Genomic DNA, 18,455 nt, shown 5'->3' on the forward strand with positions numbered 1-18,455 from the left:
TTATCAAAAAATGTCCCCCTGCAATAGACTGATAGGAAGTATTCTACTCCTCCGCCTCCATCAGGGTACGGGCTTCCTGCTCAGAAATCCTGATAAATACGCATTCTTCCTTTTTCACTTGCCGAAAGTCCACTTCTATTTCCAATAAAAGATAAAATTTTCCGCAAATCCGTACAATTGTATGATCTCCCACGGTAACAAATTTCCCCATACTCATTCTGCTCACATCCTTATAAATAACATGAAATGCTAAGACAAGCAAAAGGGTGTGGACAAGCATCACTGATTTTCATATTTCTTTAAAACTGGCACCAAAAAAAATGGATGAACTGGAACTTACAATGGCATCCGTTTGCTTTTATAATTAAAATAATCTTAATAATCTAACAGGAGGAATCTTAAATGAAAATTGAGTATAAAGTTAATGCCGTCATTACCCCTCTCCAAATGTCAAAGCTGTTTAAAGCGGCAGGGCTTAATCGGCCTTCCGAAGATCTGCCCCGCCTGCAGCGGATGATTGACCATGCCGACATCCTCATCACGGCTTGGGATGACAATCACCTCGCCGGAATAGCAAGGGCCATAACAGATTTCAGCTATTGCTGTTATTTATCAGACCTGGCAGTTGACAAGCACTATCAAAAAAGCGGAATTGGCAGGGAACTGACCCGTCTTGTACAGGAGCAGGCCGGCAAGGAAGCGGCATTATTGCTGCTGTCTTCCCCCATTGCGATGGAATATTACCCGCGAATCGGGTTTGAAAAAGTTGATAATGCCTTCAAGATTCCAAGGGGAAAATAGCATCGGGACAAAAAGCGAAACCATAAGTGAGTGTTTCTCCTCCCTCTCTTATGGTTTTTTTTACAGGAAGCATTTGATAAAACGGAAGCTGTCCCGTTTTGCCTCACCTGATAGATTGCTGGAAATGAAAGAAATTTTCCGGATCATATTTTCTTTTTATTTTCCGGAGCCTGAAGGTATGAGTTCCATAGTACTCCCGTTCATAATCATTCAATTCAGAGTAAGGAAAGTTTGCATACGTGCCTTTCGAGAAGGATCTCATAAATTGAAAACCCCTTCCTACCCATCTTTTGAAAGAGGCTGCATCACGGTCTTTTTCCCATGCTGCTGAAATCCCCATAATATATTGAGCATTCCGGTAATAGAAGGCAGATCCATCAGCACCTGTATCACTGATCACCCCGCCCATGGAGTACATAGAGATCCTGCATTTGCTTTTGTCGGGGCTTCGGTCCACCCATTTCACAAGCTCCCTGGCAGTTTCCCCGGTTATTCTTTGAAATACAAACCTCCCCGTCGATTTGAATTTCATCGGAGGGCCGTACTCTGCTCCTATCGCCCATACCGCTTCAATAAATGGAACACGCTTTATAACAGAATCTGAAGATAGCTCAGGGATAGCTAAAAAATCCTTCAAAATACGCCTGGCCTCTTTTTCGCTGCCATAAAAAAAGCTATTTAAATATGCATAATCTCCGGTAAGCCTGCAAAACAGCTGATTCGCTTATCTGTCCCAGGAAGCCAATCTTTCCAGACATTCAATACATCCACCCTGGAATCAGGCTGCCACCTTAATTGGATAAGCGTTACGTGTCCTGCCTTAAAAATTTTAAAGGTATATGAAACAACGACCCCGAAATTTCCTCCCCCGGCTCCCCGGCATGCCCAAAATAAATTGCTGTGCTGCTTTTCGCTGACAGTCAGGACCTGGCCCTGTGCGTCCACTATCTCTAATTCCAGAAGATTATCAGAGACAAGTCCAAAGAGCCTCATCGAAAGTCCGATTCCTCCGCCAAGCACCAATCCCGATATTCCGACTGAAGGGCATGTCCCTCCTGGAAAACCATACCCTTGTTCACTAAGAACAGAATAAATTTCCCCCAGCCTTGCACCCGCACCTATTTTCACCGTATTGCCAGTTTTATTTATTGAAATTCTGTTAATCATTGAAGTTCAATCACGAGGACGCCATTGGCCGTAGAGTAGCCTTCATAATGATGGCCCCCGGTCAGGATCCGCAATTGTACTTTATTCTTTTTGCACCACTTTATAGCGTTCGCTGCATCCCGTTGGCTATAGCAATATACCAATGCCAGCGGAAACTTATTTTTATCAAGATTATAATCTCTCCGCAGCACATCGTATTCTTTATCTTCCGGCGTAATGACTTTTCCTGTCAGCCCGCTGTAATCCATCCTTTCACCTGCCAGTACGTCTGATATCTTATCCTCCCAAAACCCTCATGAAGGAAATTCTCTTTATATTATGCAAAAAGGACAGGTATGGTGCAGAGCTTGACTCTTTTATACAAAATGCATGATATCGGAAGCTTAGCAGTTTATAATAATGATAGACAGCTCATATTTGGGAGAGACTCTATGAAAAAGAAAAAACGGAAAAAGAAGTCACATACCATCTTTATAATGCTTGCATTATTGGCCGTATTTTTACTGATAAAACAAGTAATTACGAACACTTCAGAAAATACTGTTCCACAAGTGAAACCAGATCCATATGCAAATGTAAAAAAGTATACTCCGCTCATACAGGACGAGCTGGGAAAATACCATCTTCAAAAATATACAGCTGTGCTGATTGCCCTGATGCAGCAGGAAAGCAAAGGCAGAGGCGGAGACCCTATGCAGGCCTCTGAATCGATCGGCCTTGCCCCAAATTCCATCCATGATCCAAAGAAAAGTATAGAGCATGGCATAAAACATTTTCATAGAACCGTGGTTTACGGAAATAGAAAAAAGGTAGATTTTAAAACAATCATTCAAGCCTATAACATGGGAACAGGATACATCGATTATGTTGCGAGTCACGGCGGCAGGCACAGCGAGAAATTAGCCAAGGATTTCTCCATGATCCAAGTGAAAAAGAAGCCGGATCTTTACACCTGCGGAGGAGATAAGAATAATTTCCGCTATCCTTATTGCTATGGAGATTTCACCTACAGCACAAAGGTCGCACAAAACATCCAAGCCCTCGCAAGCAGCCTACCTGCTGCTGCAAAAAGGAAAACCGGCGAGTCCTTTTAGACTGGCCGGTTTTCCTTCACATGCTGATCAAACAACAGGTCCCTCATATGGAATAGATGGCATATTGAGAAAATCATAAGAAGCCGCATCTTCGACTCTCTGCAAATACGCATGCAGTCCCTCAACAAGCATTAAGTTAGGCACACCACTTTTTTCTTTGATTATTATAATCGGTTTCTGCATGGCAAAGGCATACCCAATTTCAAAGGCTGTGCCGCTGTCTGTGCATTTCCCGGTAAAATCATGAATAGCGGCAACAGCATCCGCTCTCCTTAAGAATTTTAAATCCTGCTGAAACGTTGCTTTTCTCCACTCATGCGACCCAAACGCAAGGTGTTTATTTTGATGAAAACGCGCAGAGAAAATATCTGCCACATACGGATTGCGTGATAAGGCATTTTCCAGCCGCTTTACCTTTTCAACCTGCTCCTGATCGAAAAACGGGCTGGCAATGAACACTCTGGCCAGCCTCATTCCTCCTTGCTCCATCTCATTCGCCCCTCGCTGCGCATATTCCAAACACACTTAATATACTATTAAAAAGAACCGATTTTGGCATCATTCAGCAAAACAACAAAAACATCCGGAGCAATCCGCCTATTTAGGCTGAATCACTCCGGACTGATGCGGTTCTTCTATTTATATGGCAAATGTATTTTTTATGATAAAACATGCTCCCAGCCTTTGGATGTTAAAGCAAGGAATCTCACTTCATTTTTATCATCTAAAGCCTTATCAATTTCAATGTATCTTCTTTCCTCAAGATATTTGCGCTGTACCCTTTTTATGACAGCATCAGCGCCGCGAGTATATTCTGTGCGTTCTTTGGTAAGTATTTCTTTTGTTTTCAAATCTTCTTTATTCAACAATTCTTCAGTCAATGATGCAATATAACGGTCATGTTTGAATGATTTAGAATTATACTCAGAATTCATGCTGATCCCTGCCTTCTTTTATAATATTTTCATTAAATTAGTGATTAATTTTTATTTACCCTAAAATACAAAAATATAACAAGATCAGCTAATGCAAATGCAAACTTTAGCATAGAAATTTTCTGGTACATACACGGGCGCTCAGCCTTATATAGAAAAAACCTCCGAACTCCGCGGCTTCTGGAGGTTTTTCCGGCACACACGTTATTTTTTTTTCCGGAAAAACCATTTCATCAGCGGAGGTGTAATAATGGTTGTTGCAAGCACGACAACTACAATCACTGCAAACATTTCCTTTGAAAGCAGCCCTGCTTCCAAACCGATAGAAGCCATGATTAGTGCCACTTCTCCCCGCGACACCATTGCTGCTCCAATCCCCAGTGAGCTGCTCCACCCAAATCCGGCTATTTTGGCACCCAGTGATGCACCAAGGAGTTTTGTGAAAATAGCTAGCAGGCTTAAGAGTACAATCAGGACCAGGTTTTCCTTTAAACCGGAAAAATCCGCAGCCACTCCTATCGATGTAAAAAACACAGGCACAAAAAGAGAGTAGCCAATCGTTTCAGCCTTTTCAAAAACCTCTTGCTTAAACTTTGTCACGCTGATCGAAACACCGGCAATGTATGCTCCAATGATAGCAGCCACACCTGTATATTCAGCGGCAAAGGCGTAAACAAAGCATAAAATCAGGGCTGATGAAATGACAGTTTCCGTTACTTTTATTGATGCGAATTTATTCATAAACCAAGGAACTGCCTTCCAGCCGAATAGGATGGCACCAGCAAAAAATAATACCTTTTTGAAAATCACCGCAGACAGGCTCACATCTCCTCCTGCAAAGCTCATCAAAAATGCCAGCGCAATAATTACGGCCACATCATCAATTACCGCTGCACCCAAGATCACGGTTCCTTCCCTGGTTTGCAGCTGGTTCATTTCCTTTAGCGCTTGCACAGAAATGCTGACGCTGGTTGCCGAAAGCAATAGGCCTAAAAACCAGGATTCCATTACTGTCAAATGCATAAAGACTCCAGCGAAGTACCCTAAAACGAGCGGAACAATGATGCCCCCGAAGCCGACGAGAAGAGATGCCTTCCCGCTTCGCTTAAACTCCTGAACGTCTGTTTCAAGTCCGGCAAGAAACATCAATAAAATGACGCCAATCTGGCTGAACTCCTCAAGAGCTTTCGTTTCAGTTATCACTCCCAAAAGAGAAGGCCCAAGAACGATGCCAATCAAAAGCTTGCCAAGAACAGACGGCTGGCCAAGCCTGACACTTACACTTCCTGCAATCTTTGATGATATTAAAATAATGGCTAATTGAAGAATTAACACGATAAAATCCCGCCTCTCCTAATCATATGATTTGCAGCATTGACAAAAAAACACAAAAAAAGCCTGCCTCCAAGGGACATAACAGTCCCTTGGCGACAGGCTCCTCCGAGTTCGTTTTATATTTGATTACTTATAGTGTACCATATTTACAGGCAAAAATCTGCTGTAAAAGTGGATAAAGTAAAGCTTTCATCAATGGAGTTAGAGTTCCCTTTCCCGCTGAAGGCTAGCTGAATCAGGCAGTTATCCGCCACTTAGACTTCTTCAATACTCTTGATTCGGGGGTTTACTGACAGTTAAACCGGATGAACCAAAAAACGCGGAATTCCCGCGTTTCTTAGGATTGGGGCCATTGACAGCCCCTCCCGTATCAATCTGCCTGCTTCATCGTTTTTATTGCTCGCTTGATTTTCTTCTGATAACTAAAGCTGATCCAAGCACAAGCATGGCCGCAATGGAAACTTCAATCCACGGCATTTGAGAATCAGTGGTTTCACTCGCACCCCTGCCGCCTGTATGAGGCATTCGGCCAGGCATGGTTGTGCCGGTAAAGAAGCCTTAGCAGCTGTATGCTTTGCATGTTATTTTAAAACAATAAATTCCTCAGCCTGGCTTTTCTTCATGTCTTTCAGTTCGCGGTAAGTGAAATAGATCAGTGTTTCTCCCGTGTTCTGGAGCTTTCCTACATAAAAATTGACCGTTTTTATATAAGAGTTTTCATCCATATTCTGTGCGTCCTGCATAGTTTTTATATTGCCGTCTTCCACTTTCCATGCTTCTCCTGACCAGGGGCCAGTTATGGCCTGCTCACTTGATGCTTTAATATCTCCAGCATAGGCAAGCACACCGTATTTTGTTTTAACTGTATTGGCTTTCAGGTCAAATACAGCGGTTTTGAAAGATGAATCAGGTGCAGATACGGTCAGCTTGTCACCCTGCCTTGTAATTTCAATGGAAGTTTCCCCTTTTTTTATCATCTCGGAATTATTTTGAGAGTCAAGCAGAAGCTGGTATTCCTCCTCGCTGATCCCCAATTTAGGGCTGTAGGGAAGCTCTTTGCCTTCTTTCATATTTTTTTCGGTATAGGCCGTGAACCATGCTTTATTTTCAGCAATGCTGCTTGCATTTTCTCCGTAATTGCAAGCACCTTCCTGCCTGTTTCAGGATCCATCCCTATTCCCTTAATATCTCCGTTTGTTTTTTCTTCTTTCAGATAAGCCAGAACAGGTTTGCCCGAAATATCCTCTTTGGGTTTAATATCTGCAGGCTCTTCCTTGTTAATTGCTTTTTCCGCTTTTACTTCACCCTGCACCTCTTTGCTTTTGGGCGCTTTCTCACCTTCTGAGGAATGTGAGCAGCCTGCCATCAGCAAGGAAAACATAATGAAAGCCAATTTCTTCAAGGATATTGCCTCCTTACGTAAATTATGAATTATTCTGCCGACGTTATTTTACCCATTTTATTCCTTTTTAAACAAAATATAAAAATCCAGTAATGAAATTAGCATCCGTTGTGGAGGCACATCGCTAGTTATATTGGCGGGGGAATTTTCATTTCGCTCGAATGAAGGATGAAAAAGCTCTAATGAGGTTGGATTTTGCTCTAATCAATGCAGAATTGGCTCGAATCGAGGCTGATTCGGGTGCAATTATCCAATAAAATGGAAATTAAAATCCGTTGTGGGGGCCCTACACCAGTTATTTTAGAGGGGGAACTGCCATTTCGCTCGTAAGAAGGTTGAATAGGCTTTAATGAGGTCGGATGTAGCTCCAATCAATGGGGAAATGGCTCTAATCGAGGCTGATTCTGATGCGATTAACCAGCGGCTGTTTTTGATGAATCACCCTTTGACATATCGTTAAAAATCGATATAGAATATAGGCATGAAGCATATAGATATTTTCAAAGCACTATCTAATGAAACCCGTCTTAACATTTTAAAATGGCTGAAAGAGCCTGAAAAGAATTTCCCAAAGCAGCAAGCGCACCTGTCCAAGGAGGCCAGTATTAAAGGCGGTGTGTGTGTAGGGGACATCCAGGACAAGGTGAATTTATCACAGTCAACTGTCTCCCACTATTTATCCTTGATGCAAAAGGCAGGCTTGCTTGAAGCAGTCCGGTATGGGCAATGGACATACTATAGGCGCAATGAAGAAACAATAAAGAAGGTTGCAGAATTCTTGGAAAAAGACATGTAAAAACTCTTTTTAAAAAAAGACACAGTTAATCTAGCCTGCTGACTTCCGCTTCAGCAGCATTTTCCGCGGACGGTCCGGGAGCTTGCGGGATCTCACTTAACCCGCTTTTCCCGCACCTCTGATTCATTCCCATTAGGCCAAAATCAGTATGGAGCATTAATAGAGCCATAAAAAAGAGTTTTTTTTTAAACCGAAATATCTATAATTCTAGATATTTAATTTCAACGAGGTGACAATAAATGAAATCATTTTTTATCTATATCATAGCTATCATTGCAGGCATGTCGTTAAGCTTTGAAGCAGCTATTGGAGGCACATTGGGGAAAACCATAGGGGAATTAGAAAGCACATATTATATCTTTATCATTGGTGCAATGGCGACATTTTTACTTGTACTGTTTTTCGGAAAAGGAGATGCACTCCAGATTCTTAAAGTGCCCAAGTGGAACTTATTGGGGGGCATGCTTGGTGTTGTTTACCTTGCCCTGCTTGTAATAAGCGTCACATTAATTGGTGTAGGCGTCTCCGTAACATCTGTAATTATCGGGCAGATTATGATGAGCATCATCATTGAGCATTTTGGTTTATTCGGCTCTTCCAAAATAAAATTTAATGCAAACAGGCTCACAGCTATTGTCTTATTAATCGCATCATTATTTCTGATCATCTAGGAGGGAACACACTATGAATAGCCTCATCGTCATTATACCCATACTGGCAGGAATCGGTTTAAGTATTCAGTCAGCTATAAATGGTACCTTGGGAAAGAAAGCCGGTACAATTGAAAGTGCGTTTTTCACGTTTTTTACAGGCGCCATTATCTTGACCATTGTGGTGAATTTCATTGGCAGCGGCATATCCTCCAAGTAACCGAGGTGCCAAAGTGGCAATTGATATGCGCAATTTTCGGTGTCATATATTTATCTTTAATGGTGCTTGCCGTTCCTAAAATCGGCGTCACAGCTGCCGTTGTTTCCGTCATTATTGGCCAGCTGGCCGCAAGTATGCTGATAGATAATTTCGGCTGGTTTGGAAGTGAAACCATTCACTTTGATTCAAAGCGATTTTTTGGAGTATTATTAATGATTGCAGCCCTTTACTTCGTTTTCAAAGGAAATCAGGGAGCATCTGAAACGAAAAACTCTGTTAAATAGCCAATATGTTTAAGCCTAACTCTATGGATTCAGGCTTTTTTAGTCTTGGCTCTGCTAAGCCTGTTGATTTCCGCTTCAGGCGCTGTCAGGATCCTCTGCCTGGTCTCCCTCAACCCGCTTTTCCTGCAGGAATCTTGCACTTAATGCTCTGATCAAACAGCTTTAACAGAGCCTGCAATTTAAAAAAACCAGCAAGCTATAGATGGAAGCCAGCCGGTTTTTGTATGCCTAGTTTTGGTATCTTTTTTTATTGCTGGTTATCTGACTCTTCTTCCTGGTCAAGTTGTCTCAAGTATTCAAAAAATCCTGAGTATACCTGTGAAGCCATTCCTGCACTATGATTTTCAAGATCGATTATATTTTCATCTGGTATATATAACATATACATATACATCCCTCCCTCCCTTCCTTTCTTCATGAAACTTCATTCATGCGCCTGCAGGATGGGGACCCCATGCATCATAGAAATCTCGATGTAACACACCTATTTATGCGAGTATATTACACCAAGGCCGTGATCCCGCCATCCACATTAAGGATTTGTCCAATCATATAATCAGAAGCACTTGATGCTAAATAGATTGCTGCTCCTTTTAAGTCATTTTCATTTCCATACCGGCGCGCGGGTACTCCTGATAACATACTGTGTTTATTTTTCTCCAAGATGTCCTTGGCAATTTTTGTCGGGAAAAATCCTGGTGCGATTGCATTCACTTGTATTCCGTATTTGGCTAATTTCACACTCAAATCCTTAGTAAAGGTGATCACTGCGCCTTTGCTCGTATTATAGGCGATAGCTTCCATTACTTCTGGAGGTGTCCCGCCATATCCAGCTATTGATGCAATGTTGATTATTTTCCCATTTCCTTGTTTCTTCATGATTTTTGCTGCTGCCTTGGAAAACAAAAAGGTTCCGTTCACATTGACATCCATTACCTTTTTCCACTTGTCCAAAGGAAGCTCATCTACAGGCGCAAGCCAGGATATTCCGCTGTTGTTCACAAGAATATCAAGGGTGCCAAACGTGCTGATGGTTTCATTGATCACTCTTTCAATATCTTCTTCATTTGATACATCGCAGCTGGAGGAAATAGAAGTTCCACCCATCTCTACTATTTGGCTGCTCACTTCCTTGCAAGCCTCCAAATTCCGGGAGCAAACGACAATATTTGCTCCTGCTTCAGCAAGGGCAAGTGCGATTTGTTTTCCAAGACCTCTTCCACCGCCTGTCACAATGGCGGTTTTTCCTGTTAAATCGAATAAATTGTTCATGATGCTAACCATTCCTCCCCCATCTTTTCATTTGCAAAATGATAAACTCATAATTTCGATATCCTATACCATATGCAAAATAATCAAAAGCGTATGGACAAGTATTTAGATTTTATTGAAATCCGCATCTTCGGGATAACGTTTTAAGCATCAGGTGCTTGCAGCGGTAAATCTGCTTTTACTCTTTCTTCTGCAATCATCTGCAATCCTCTCCTCGGCCTCAATGTGATAGAAGGAAACGGCTTCACCTCATGATGGTCCGGGGCAAGCCTTAACCGGTACCGCTGTGCATTCCTCCTTTAGCTGAATCCTCTTACTCATGGTATGGAGAAGAAAGCATTTGGCTTGTACGATTGCTTATAAAAAAAATTAAATTATCAGCATGCTGCATTTTTCCCGCACAAAAATAAGCTGCCTAGTCATACTAGACAGCCCTTACTTTAATCATGCAATCAAACTGCATCAGGATAACTGATTGAAATGCTTTTGAACATATACATTTACTTTTTCAGGGGCTTCGATATGGATGAAGTGGCCTGCATCCGGGATGATATGGACATTCGCATGCGGCAGTCCCTCTTTTTGAAGCTTGCCGGCAAATTTGCTGGAAATATACCGGTCCTTCTCTCCCCATAGTATCGTTGCCGGATTTTTGATTTTCTGCAATTTTTCTTTATAGTTCTTCACCGTATCCAAATTTCCTGACCGGTATAAATCCAGGATAACCTGCCCGGATTCTGGGGTTTGAAAGACTTTAAAGAAGTCGTTCAGCGTTTCGTCATCACTATTAGGAATCTCCTTTTTCATGGTTTCAAGGAACTGTGCACGATTTGACATGCCTTTAATGGACGCCTCTCCTTTTCCCGGAGTTCTCCATATCCTGGCAAGATCGTGCCACATGTATTCATCTGAAATCGTTGAATCTGTGACAATCAGGCTTAAGATGCGTTCAGGATGGTCACATGCCCACTTCAGCCCAATCAGGCCTCCCCAGTCATGCACGACAAGATGCAGGGAATCTATTTTCAGCAAAGCTGTGAACTCGGTAACAAATTGATCAAAACGCTCCCATGTTGAGGGTTGATCAAATTTTCCGCTGTCTCCAAAGCCCGGCAGATCAGGGGCGTATACTTTATACCCGCATGACACAATCACAGGGATGATACTCTTCCATAGCAGTGCTGATTCAGGAACTCCATGCAAAAGCAGGACTGGAGGGGCATCTTCTCTTCCCTTTTCAATATAAGCTACTTTCTTGCCTTGCATATTTATAAATTTCTTATCCAAACCTTACACTCCCCGTCAGCATCAGATTTTAAAATCTTGAGGTCTCGTCCATATTCTCTGTCTTCCGCACTCTCTACCTTATGTGTATGCACGCTTCCTTTAACTGATTGTGCACTTCTCCTTTTTTCTGAAGGCGTTAAGATTTTTAGCCGGAAAAGCATTATTTTTGGGCTTCCGGCCGCTTCTATTGAAGAAATTCCCCTGAATGAACGGGTTTGAACCGTTTTATATGTTGTTTACACTTAACTTTTCACCCATTAAATGGGTAGTGCCAAATCAGCTGTGATTCAATCCAAATGCACGTTCTTTCGAGCCAAATCTAGCCTGATTCGAGCGAATTGCTATAAAATATGAGCGAAATGCTTGCACCCCTCCCGTCTTCCTCAAAGAGCAGCAAAAAAGAGCTATCAGAAAGACAGCTCCCAATTACAGAGAATGCTAAACAATCAGCTTGGCATTCTCCCATATTCTCGATAAAGATGTTGCGTCACCGTTCACTTTCAGCAAAAACACATCTGGATTTCCAAGCTTCTTCCAGTCTTCAAACCCAAATGCGGGCAGATAATGCTTAATCATCAGTGACATTAAATTTCCGTGAGTGACAATCAAAATATGTTCTGCATCACTTTTCAAAGCATCTTCCACGACAGCAGTCCCGCGCGTCATTGCTTCACGGCTGGATTCCCCGCCTTCCAGCTTAACTTCTAAATCCGTAAAAGATGATTCCAATTTATTTAGCCAATCAGGCAAATTTCCGCCGCCTAAAATTCTCTCTGATAGTCTTTCATCTATTTCTATCTCCAGGTTTCTTTTCTCAGCCAGCGGACCAGCCGTTTGAACCGCCCGCAAAAAAGGGCTCGAGATAATCCTGTCAATACTCACACCAGAGAGCGCAGCCGACAAGTGGCTTGCCTGGTCCTGCCCACGGTCTGTAAGCCGGGCATCATAGGCTTGCCCTTCCGCTTCCGCATGCCTTACGAAATAAACGTTCTTTTCCATAGTTCCCCCTAAAAATCCTGACATGATGTAATTTTCGCCATTCAGATGGGAAATCCCTTTTTCAAGGCAGGTTTGAGCTCCCCATTAAATATCGGTCCACCTCGCGTGCAGCTTCACGGCCTTCCTGGATGGCCCAGACAATCAGGCTTTGCCCGCGTCTCGCATCTCCTGCAGCAAAAACGCCTTCCACATTCGTCCGGTAATCTCCGTGAGCCGCTTCTGCTTTTTGCCCGCTTGCATGTACTCCGAATGCGTTAAGCAAGGGCTGGCTCGTGCCTTCAAATCCAATGGCAATAAAAACATACTGTGCATCCCAGACCTTTTCAGTACCAGGGATTTCCCTGTAGAAATAGGACCCGTTTTCTTCAATGATTCTTTCCATCTGGGTCGTATGAAGCTCCTTCACATGCCCATTTTCATCTGCTATGATTTTCTTTGTCCCGATTTCATATTGCCGCGGATCTCTGCCAAAGCCAGCTTCCGCTTCTTCATAGGCATAATCAAGAGTGAACACATTGGGATAAGCAGGCCACATATTTTCCGCCGCCCGCACTGCAGGCAAAATAGGATGCTTCCCAAATTGGACAACACTGCGGCATTTTTGACGAAGAGCGGTGGCAACACAGTCTGCGCCCGTATCTCCGCCGCCTATGACAATCACATCTTTGCCTTCTGTGTTAATGAACTGGCCATCCGCAAAATCAGAATCCAGCATGCTTTTTGCAGTGCCTGTCAAATAATCCATGGCAAAATGAACACCTGCTGCTTCACGGCCCTCTATCACTAAATCACGCTGCTTTTGAGCACCGGTACAAAGAATAACGGCATCATATTGCTCCTTTAACTCTTCTGCAGAAATATCCTTGCCAACTTCTGTGTTTGTAATAAAATCGATGCCTTCCTGCTTCAATAAAGAGATGCGGCGCTCGACGATATGTTTCTCAAGCTTCATGTTCGGGATGCCGTACATCAATAACCCACCGGCACGGTCCGAGCGTTCGTAAACAGTGACAGCGTGCCCAGCCTGGTTCAATTGGTCGGCGCTGGCCAGTCCTGCAGGTCCCGAACCTATGATAGCCACCTTTTTGCCCGTGGAGATCTTTGGAATCCGCGGTGTGATCCAGCCATTTTCAAAGCCTTTATCTATAATGGCCCGTTCAATGTTTTTTATCGTGACGGCAGGATCAGTAATAGAAAGAGTGCAGGATCCTTCACAAGGTGCAGGACATACCCGGCCAGTGAATTCAGGAAAGTTGTTTGTTTTCAAGAGCCTGCTGAGCGCTTCCTTCCAGTGTCCCCGGTACACTAAATCATTCCATTCAGGTATCAGGTTATGAATGGGGCAGCCCGTTGTAACTCCTGCTGCTTCCATTCCCATATGGCAAAAAGGAGTGGCACAATCCATACAGCGGGCTCCTTGTCTTGCTGCCATTTCATCCGGAATGGGAGAGACATATTCATTCCAGTCATTCAGCCTGGCTATTGGACCCCGTTCCGGCCCCTTTTCACGGGGATATTCCATAAAACCTGTTGTTTTTCCCATCTTCTCTCCCCCTTTTCTTACTGCATCACCACTCCAAGAGTGTCAGGCGATGCCTTTTTTATTTTTTTAGAATGAAGATGAAAAGCGTTCAGCCGGGCCTGCTCATCTGAAGCACCCGCTGACTTTTGTTCGGATATGCTTTCCATCATGCGTTTATAATCTTTAGGAATGACTTTAACAAAATGGGCTGAAGCTTCTTCCCAATTTTCCAGTACATATAAAGCCTTTGAACTCTCTGTATAAAGGAAGTGCTTTATGATCAGCTCCTTTAATTCATTCAGTTCCTTTTTATCCGTCAATTTTTCAAACTCAATCATTTCCATATTGCATAATGAGTAAAATCCTTCTTTATCATCAGGAAGTACATACGCTATACCGCCAGACATTCCTGCAGCAAAATTTTTGCCGGTGTCACCCATAATGACGGCCCGGCCGCCGGTCATATATTCGCAGCCATGATCACCGATTCCTTCAACAACCACATCCGCTCCGCTGTTTCTGACTGCAAAGCGCTCGCCTGCACGGCCATTGAGATACGCTTCCCCGCCAACAGCTCCGTACAATGCCACATTTCCGGCAATCACATTGCCTCCAGCAAATTGTTTGGAGGAAGAAGGAGCGCTGACTGCCAGTTTTCCTCCTGATAAGCCTTTTCCAAAATAATCATTCACATCACCTGTGACAATCATGGTCATTCCTTTTGGCACAAAGGCACCAAAGCTTTGTCCGGCTGACCCTTTAAACCGGAGTTTTATAGTATCGTCCGGAAGCCCTTCTTCACCGTAGCGCTTTGATATCTCGCTGCCCGTAATCGTACCAGCCACACGATTCACATTGGTAATGGAGTAGGAGCCCTCAAACGGAACCCCTTCACTAAGTGCCCTCTCCACCGCAGGAAGGATTTCCTTCATATCAAGAGAATCATCGATGCCATGGTTTTGAGGGGTTTTAAATGTGCGTGCTCCCTTAGGCTGATACAGCAGTGCCGATAAGTCGAGGTACTTTGCTTTCCAGTGCGACTTAGTACGTTCACTGACAGTAAGGACATCTGTGCGGCCGACCATATCTTCAATCGTTCTAAAACCAAGCTCCGCCATGATCTCGCGCACTTCCTCAGCAACAAAACGCATGTAACGGACAATATGCTCCGGATCTCCGGCAAACTTTTCACGGAGCTCAGGATTTTGTGTGGCAACGCCCACAGGACATGTATCCAAATGGCAGGCACGCATCATGATACAGCCCATTACAACAAGAGGAGCTGTTGCAAATCCGAATTCTTCCGCACCGAGCAGCGCTGCCATCACCACATCTTTCCCTGTCATGAGCTTGCCGTCCGTTTCAAGAACCACCCTGTCCCGCAGCCCATTCAGCATCAGTGTCTGGTGAGCTTCAGCAAGCCCAAGCTCCCACGGCAGACCCGTATGCTTGATGCTCGTTTTTGGAGAAGCCCCAGTTCCGCCGTCATAGCCGCTGATCACGATTACATCTGCAGCACCCTTGGCCACTCCGGCCGCAATCGTTCCGACGCCAGCCTTGGCTACAAGCTTCACACTGATCCTGGCTGCACGATTTGCATTTTTCAAGTCATGGATAAGCTGCGCCAAATCTTCGATCGAGTAGATATCATGATGCGGCGGAGGCGAAATCAGCCCTACTCCAGGCGTTGATCTGCGCACATCTGCGACCCATGGATAAACCTTGCTTCCAGGAAGCTGCCCGCCCTCGCCAGGCTTTGCTCCCTGAGCCATTTTAATCTGCAGTTCATCCGCATTAACAAGATAGTGGCTGCTCACTCCAAAACGGCCTGAAGCAATTTGCTTGATAGCGCTTCTGCGGTTATCTCCGTTTTCATCAGGGTAAAACCGCCTTGAATCCTCTCCGCCTTCACCGCTGTTGCTTTTGCCTCCGAGGCGGTTCATCGCAATCGCCAGCGTCTCATGCGCCTCTTTGCTCAATGAACCAAATGACATAGCTCCTGTTTTAAAACGCCGCACAATGGAGCTGACAGATTCTACTTCATCAATTGGCAAAGATTGCTGTGCTTTTTTATAGGAAAATAAATTGCGCAGAAAACTCATCCGCTCTTCATCCGCTAAATGTGAAAATTGCTTAAATAAGTGGTAATCTCCTTTGCGGCATGCCCACTGCAGGGTATGAATGGTCTTCGGATTAAATGCATGGTGCTCCCCCGATTTTCTCCATTGGAAATCGCTGCCCGATTCCAGCGTCTCTTCATAATGATGAACATACGCTTGATGATGGCGTCTCAGTGCCTCTTCCTCAATTGTTTCCAGGCCGATTCCGCCAAGCTGTGAAGCCGTGCCGCTGAAATACTTTCCAATCACATCGGCGCTGATTCCAACAGCCTCAAAAATCTGGGCGCCGCGGTAGCTTTGCACGGTGGAAATCCCCATCTTGGACATCACTTTAATAACGCCCTCCGTGATTCCCCAGATATACTGGTGGACGCTGTCTTCATAACGAATAGGAAGACTTCCCCCGCTCGCAGCCTGCTTATATGAAGCAAAAGCAAGGTAAGGATAAATAGCATCTGCACCGTATCCGATCAGTGCCGCAAAATGATGCACCTCCCTCACTTCTCCCGATTCTGCAATAATGCTTGCTTTCGTACGGATGCCGAGGCGCACAAGATGCTGGTGAAGCGCACTTACAGCAAGTATTGGAGGAAAAGCTGCCTTCCTCTTATTCATGCCCCGGTCTGAGAGAATCAAGATACTTGCACCTGCAGCAATGGCTTCCTCCGCAGTGCTAAGGATGTGTTCAAGCTCCATTTCCAAATTTTCTGAAAAAACAGCAGAAATTGTGACGCTTTTAAAATCAGGCCATTCATTTTCCTTTATCGCTTCAAACTGGCTGGCTGATAATACGGGGCTTTCAAGCTGAATTCGGCGGCAGTTCCTCTCATCAGGATGAAGCAGATCACCTTCCTGGCCTAAGTAGGTCACAGCAGATGTAACAATCTGCTCGCGGATGGAATCGATCGGCGGATTGGTTACCTGTGCAAACAATTGCTTGAAGTAATTAAACAGCGACTGTGGCTGGTCTGACAAAACAGCAAGAGGCATGTCATTCCCCATGGAACCAAGCGGGTCTTTTCCTTCTGCTGCAAGAGGGATCAGATACTTATTGATATCTTCATAGGTATAGCCGAAAGCCCTTTGGCGCTCAAGTATGTCTGAAACTTCTATTTCCTCCGCTTCATGTGATCCCTCAGGCAATTTTACAATCTGTTCGTCAAGCCATTGCTGATAAGGATGCTCGGCTGCCATTTCTGATTTGATTTCTTCATCAGAAATAATCCTCCCTTTCTCCAAGTCAATCAGGAGCATTTTCCCTGGGCTTAATCGTTCTTTGTAAAGAATATTTTCCTGTTCCAAGTCAAGGACGCCAACTTCAGAAGAGAAAATAATGTAGTCATCTTTTGTTACATAATAACGTGCCGGGCGCAATCCGTTCCGGTCAAGCATAGCGCCGATTTGCTTTCCATCTGTAAAAGAAATCGCTGTCGGTCCGTCCCATGGCTCCATCAGCATGCTGTGATATTCGTAAAACGCCCTCTTTTCCTTAGAAATATGGGGGTTCTCAGACCATGGCTCCGGGATTAGCATCATGGCTGCATGTGCAGGCTTGCGGCCGGACAAAATGAAAAATTCCATGGCATTGTCTAGAATCGAGGAATCGCTGCCGCTTGTATCAAGGATAGGAAGAACCTTTTTCAGGTCTTCGCCAAACGCTTCTGAAACAAATTGCCTTTCACGGGCCTTCATCCAATTTATATTGCCTCTCAGCGTATTGATTTCGCCATTATGAATCAGGTAGCGGTTTGGATGTGCTCTTTCCCAGCTCGGGAAAGTATTTGTACTAAAGCGGGAATGTACTAAAGCAAATGCTGAAACAAAATTCCGATCCTGCAGATCCAGGTAAAATGCATCCACCTGTTCTGGAGTCAGCAAGCCTTTGTACACAATCGTGCTGCTTGAAAAACTGGCACAGTAAAAAGTCCTTTCCTGCTTAAGGGCCCACTGCTCTGCCTGCTTTCTAATGATGTATAATTTACGTTCAAACTGCAGTCCTTCCTCGATATCCGGGCTTTTCCCGATAAAAACCTGGCGAATAAAGGGGGTGCTCATTCGCGCAAGTTTCCCGACTTTTCTGAAATCAACAGGCACAGTTCTCCATCCAAGCACCAATTGTCCTTCTTGTTTAATATAGGCATTGATTTTCTCTTCAATTTCACCTTGTTTTTTGTCATCATTAGAGAAAAACAGCATGCCTACACCATAGCTTCCCTGTGGAGGAAGGTTTATTTCCGGACAAGCCAAGCGGAAAAACCGGTCTGGAATCTGCACCATCAATCCGGCTCCATCCCCTGTATGCGGGTCACTTCCCTGACCGGCGCGATGGTCTAATTGACGAAGCATTTGCAGTCCTTTTTCAACAATGTCATGTGTTTTATCGCCTTTTATATGGGCATATAAGCCGATTCCGCATGCATCATGCTCAAATTCAGGGCGGTAGAGTCCTTGTTCTTTTGGCATTTGATTGTACGTCAATATGATCTCCTCCGTTCGTTTGCTTTCAGGCGCAATTCTTTTGTTCATTATAGGGTGTTATTATTGATATAAACAATATATAATTTAGATTAA

General features: G+C 44.1%; 20 protein-coding genes and 1 pseudogene. 5 read left to right on the plus strand and 16 right to left on the minus strand.

Annotated features, from left to right (window positions below; genetic code table 11):
* Positions 1-43: 43 nt before the first annotated feature.
* A complete protein-coding gene (locus tag ACN6MY_RS23065; protein ID WP_419882221.1) occupies positions 44-217 on the minus strand; it encodes a hypothetical protein in 174 nt (57 codons plus the stop codon).
* A gap of 185 nt (positions 218-402) precedes the next feature.
* Here ACN6MY_RS23065 and ACN6MY_RS23070 point away from each other — a divergent pair, with 185 nt between their 5' ends.
* Complete coding sequence (locus ACN6MY_RS23070) at positions 403-801, plus strand: GNAT family N-acetyltransferase (protein WP_419882222.1); 399 nt, start codon at positions 403-405, stop codon at positions 799-801.
* A gap of 103 nt (positions 802-904) precedes the next feature.
* On the opposite strand, the gene ACN6MY_RS23075 is transcribed toward ACN6MY_RS23070, so the two are convergent.
* Genes ACN6MY_RS23075 through ACN6MY_RS23085 form a run of 3 tightly spaced genes read right to left on the minus strand, consistent with a single transcriptional unit; the run spans position 905 to position 2,216 of the window.
* A complete protein-coding gene (locus tag ACN6MY_RS23075; protein ID WP_419882223.1) occupies positions 905-1,438 on the minus strand; it encodes a BBE domain-containing protein in 534 nt (177 codons plus the stop codon).
* A gap of 41 nt (positions 1,439-1,479) precedes the next feature.
* Complete coding sequence (locus ACN6MY_RS23080) at positions 1,480-1,968, minus strand: FAD-binding oxidoreductase (RefSeq protein WP_419882224.1); 489 nt, start codon at positions 1,966-1,968, stop codon at positions 1,480-1,482.
* Complete coding sequence (locus tag ACN6MY_RS23085; protein ID WP_419882225.1) at positions 1,965-2,216, minus strand: FAD-binding protein; 252 nt, start codon at positions 2,214-2,216, stop codon at positions 1,965-1,967. Before ACN6MY_RS23085 ends, ACN6MY_RS23080 begins: the two co-directional genes overlap by 4 nt.
* A gap of 183 nt (positions 2,217-2,399) precedes the next feature.
* On the opposite strand from ACN6MY_RS23085, the gene ACN6MY_RS23090 reads away from it, so the two are divergent.
* Positions 2,400-3,062, plus strand: coding sequence for a lysozyme family protein (locus ACN6MY_RS23090; RefSeq protein ID WP_419882226.1), 663 nt, complete (start codon positions 2,400-2,402; stop codon positions 3,060-3,062).
* A gap of 27 nt (positions 3,063-3,089) precedes the next feature.
* On the opposite strand, the gene ACN6MY_RS23095 is transcribed toward ACN6MY_RS23090, so the two are convergent.
* The 6 genes from ACN6MY_RS23095 to ACN6MY_RS23120 all read right to left on the minus strand — a co-directional run bounded on the left by ACN6MY_RS23095 (position 3,090) and on the right by ACN6MY_RS23120 (position 6,734).
* Entirely contained in the window at positions 3,090-3,551 is a 462-nt protein-coding gene (locus ACN6MY_RS23095; protein WP_419882227.1) for a nucleoside 2-deoxyribosyltransferase, read from the minus strand.
* 170 nt (positions 3,552-3,721) lie between these two features.
* On the minus strand, positions 3,722-3,997 hold the full coding sequence (locus ACN6MY_RS23100) for an IDEAL domain-containing protein (protein WP_419882228.1): 276 nt from the start codon (positions 3,995-3,997) through the stop codon (positions 3,722-3,724).
* Positions 3,998-4,201: 204 nt separating this feature from the next.
* On the minus strand, positions 4,202-5,332 hold the full coding sequence (locus ACN6MY_RS23105; protein ID WP_419882229.1) for a cation:proton antiporter: 1,131 nt from the start codon (positions 5,330-5,332) through the stop codon (positions 4,202-4,204).
* Between the two features lie 393 nt (positions 5,333-5,725).
* Entirely contained in the window at positions 5,726-5,869 is a 144-nt protein-coding gene (locus tag ACN6MY_RS23110; RefSeq protein WP_419882230.1) for a hypothetical protein, read from the minus strand.
* Positions 5,870-5,913: 44 nt separating this feature from the next.
* Entirely contained in the window at positions 5,914-6,402 is a 489-nt protein-coding gene (locus ACN6MY_RS23115) for a hypothetical protein (protein WP_419882231.1), read from the minus strand.
* On the minus strand, positions 6,399-6,734 hold the full coding sequence (locus ACN6MY_RS23120; protein ID WP_419882232.1) for a hypothetical protein: 336 nt from the start codon (positions 6,732-6,734) through the stop codon (positions 6,399-6,401). Before ACN6MY_RS23120 ends, ACN6MY_RS23115 begins: the two co-directional genes overlap by 4 nt.
* Before the next feature lie 481 nt (positions 6,735-7,215).
* Between ACN6MY_RS23120 and ACN6MY_RS23125 the strand changes: the two genes are divergently transcribed.
* The 3 genes and pseudogenes from ACN6MY_RS23125 (at position 7,216) to ACN6MY_RS23135 (ending at position 8,684) form a co-directional block, all read left to right on the plus strand.
* Positions 7,216-7,530, plus strand: coding sequence for an ArsR/SmtB family transcription factor (locus ACN6MY_RS23125; RefSeq protein ID WP_419882233.1), 315 nt, complete (start codon positions 7,216-7,218; stop codon positions 7,528-7,530).
* 239 nt (positions 7,531-7,769) lie between these two features.
* The gene (locus ACN6MY_RS23130; RefSeq protein WP_419882234.1) at positions 7,770-8,201 is read left to right on the plus strand and encodes a DMT family transporter; all 432 of its coding nucleotides are present in this window, start codon (positions 7,770-7,772) and stop codon (positions 8,199-8,201) included.
* 13 nt (positions 8,202-8,214) lie between these two features.
* A pseudogene (locus ACN6MY_RS23135) lies at positions 8,215-8,684 on the plus strand (DMT family transporter).
* A gap of 247 nt (positions 8,685-8,931) precedes the next feature.
* On the opposite strand, the gene ACN6MY_RS23140 reads toward ACN6MY_RS23135, so the two are convergent.
* The 6 genes from ACN6MY_RS23140 to gltB form a co-directional block, all read right to left on the minus strand.
* Positions 8,932-9,072 carry a hypothetical protein gene (locus ACN6MY_RS23140; protein ID WP_419882235.1) on the minus strand — a complete coding sequence of 47 codons (141 nt, stop codon included), beginning with the start codon at positions 9,070-9,072 and terminating at the stop codon, positions 8,932-8,934.
* Positions 9,073-9,185: 113 nt separating this feature from the next.
* A complete protein-coding gene (locus ACN6MY_RS23145) occupies positions 9,186-9,956 on the minus strand; it encodes an SDR family oxidoreductase (RefSeq protein WP_419882236.1) in 771 nt (256 codons plus the stop codon).
* Between the two features lie 462 nt (positions 9,957-10,418).
* Positions 10,419-11,243, minus strand: coding sequence for an alpha/beta fold hydrolase (locus ACN6MY_RS23150; RefSeq protein WP_419882237.1), 825 nt, complete (start codon positions 11,241-11,243; stop codon positions 10,419-10,421).
* 438 nt (positions 11,244-11,681) lie between these two features.
* Positions 11,682-12,242 carry a histidine phosphatase family protein gene (locus ACN6MY_RS23155; RefSeq protein WP_419882238.1) on the minus strand — a complete coding sequence of 187 codons (561 nt, stop codon included), beginning with the start codon at positions 12,240-12,242 and terminating at the stop codon, positions 11,682-11,684.
* A 61-nt stretch (positions 12,243-12,303) separates the two neighbouring features.
* Positions 12,304-13,785: a glutamate synthase small subunit gene (gene gltD, locus ACN6MY_RS23160; protein WP_419882239.1), complete on the minus strand. Its 1,482-nt coding sequence runs from the start codon at positions 13,783-13,785 to the stop codon at positions 12,304-12,306.
* 17 nt (positions 13,786-13,802) lie between these two features.
* On the minus strand, positions 13,803-18,362 hold the full coding sequence (gene gltB, locus ACN6MY_RS23165; RefSeq protein ID WP_419882240.1) for a glutamate synthase large subunit: 4,560 nt from the start codon (positions 18,360-18,362) through the stop codon (positions 13,803-13,805).
* Positions 18,363-18,455 lie beyond the last annotated feature (93 nt).

The sequence above is a fragment of the Peribacillus sp. B-H-3 genome (assembly GCF_048572925.1).
In the GTDB taxonomy this organism is placed as follows: Bacteria; Bacillota; Bacilli; order Bacillales; family DSM-1321; genus Peribacillus.

Bases quoted from the DNA above. Each gene is read 5' to 3' on its own strand.
- ACN6MY_RS23065 (WP_419882221.1), bottom strand. From the start codon at position 217: ATGAGTATGGGGAAATTTGTTACCGTGGGAGATCATACAATTGTACGG.
- ACN6MY_RS23070 (WP_419882222.1), top strand. From the start codon at position 403: ATGAAAATTGAGTATAAAGTTAATGCCGTCATTACCCCTCTCCAAATG.
- ACN6MY_RS23080 (WP_419882224.1), bottom strand. From the start codon at position 1,968: ATGATTAACAGAATTTCAATAAATAAAACTGGCAATACGGTGAAAATA.
- ACN6MY_RS23085 (WP_419882225.1), bottom strand. From the start codon at position 2,216: ATGGATTACAGCGGGCTGACAGGAAAAGTCATTACGCCGGAAGATAAA.
- ACN6MY_RS23090 (WP_419882226.1), top strand. From the start codon at position 2,400: ATGAAAAAGAAAAAACGGAAAAAGAAGTCACATACCATCTTTATAATG.
- ACN6MY_RS23095 (WP_419882227.1), bottom strand. From the start codon at position 3,551: ATGGAGCAAGGAGGAATGAGGCTGGCCAGAGTGTTCATTGCCAGCCCG.
- ACN6MY_RS23100 (WP_419882228.1), bottom strand. From the start codon at position 3,997: ATGAATTCTGAGTATAATTCTAAATCATTCAAACATGACCGTTATATT.
- ACN6MY_RS23110 (WP_419882230.1), bottom strand. From the start codon at position 5,869: ATGCCTGGCCGAATGCCTCATACAGGCGGCAGGGGTGCGAGTGAAACC.
- ACN6MY_RS23115 (WP_419882231.1), bottom strand. From the start codon at position 6,402: ATGAAAGAAGGCAAAGAGCTTCCCTACAGCCCTAAATTGGGGATCAGC.
- ACN6MY_RS23125 (WP_419882233.1), top strand. From the start codon at position 7,216: ATGAAGCATATAGATATTTTCAAAGCACTATCTAATGAAACCCGTCTT.
- ACN6MY_RS23130 (WP_419882234.1), top strand. From the start codon at position 7,770: ATGAAATCATTTTTTATCTATATCATAGCTATCATTGCAGGCATGTCG.
- ACN6MY_RS23140 (WP_419882235.1), bottom strand. From the start codon at position 9,072: ATGTATATGTTATATATACCAGATGAAAATATAATCGATCTTGAAAAT.
- ACN6MY_RS23145 (WP_419882236.1), bottom strand. From the start codon at position 9,956: ATGAACAATTTATTCGATTTAACAGGAAAAACCGCCATTGTGACAGGC.
- ACN6MY_RS23155 (WP_419882238.1), bottom strand. From the start codon at position 12,242: ATGGAAAAGAACGTTTATTTCGTAAGGCATGCGGAAGCGGAAGGGCAA.
- gltD (WP_419882239.1), bottom strand. From the start codon at position 13,785: ATGGGAAAAACAACAGGTTTTATGGAATATCCCCGTGAAAAGGGGCCG.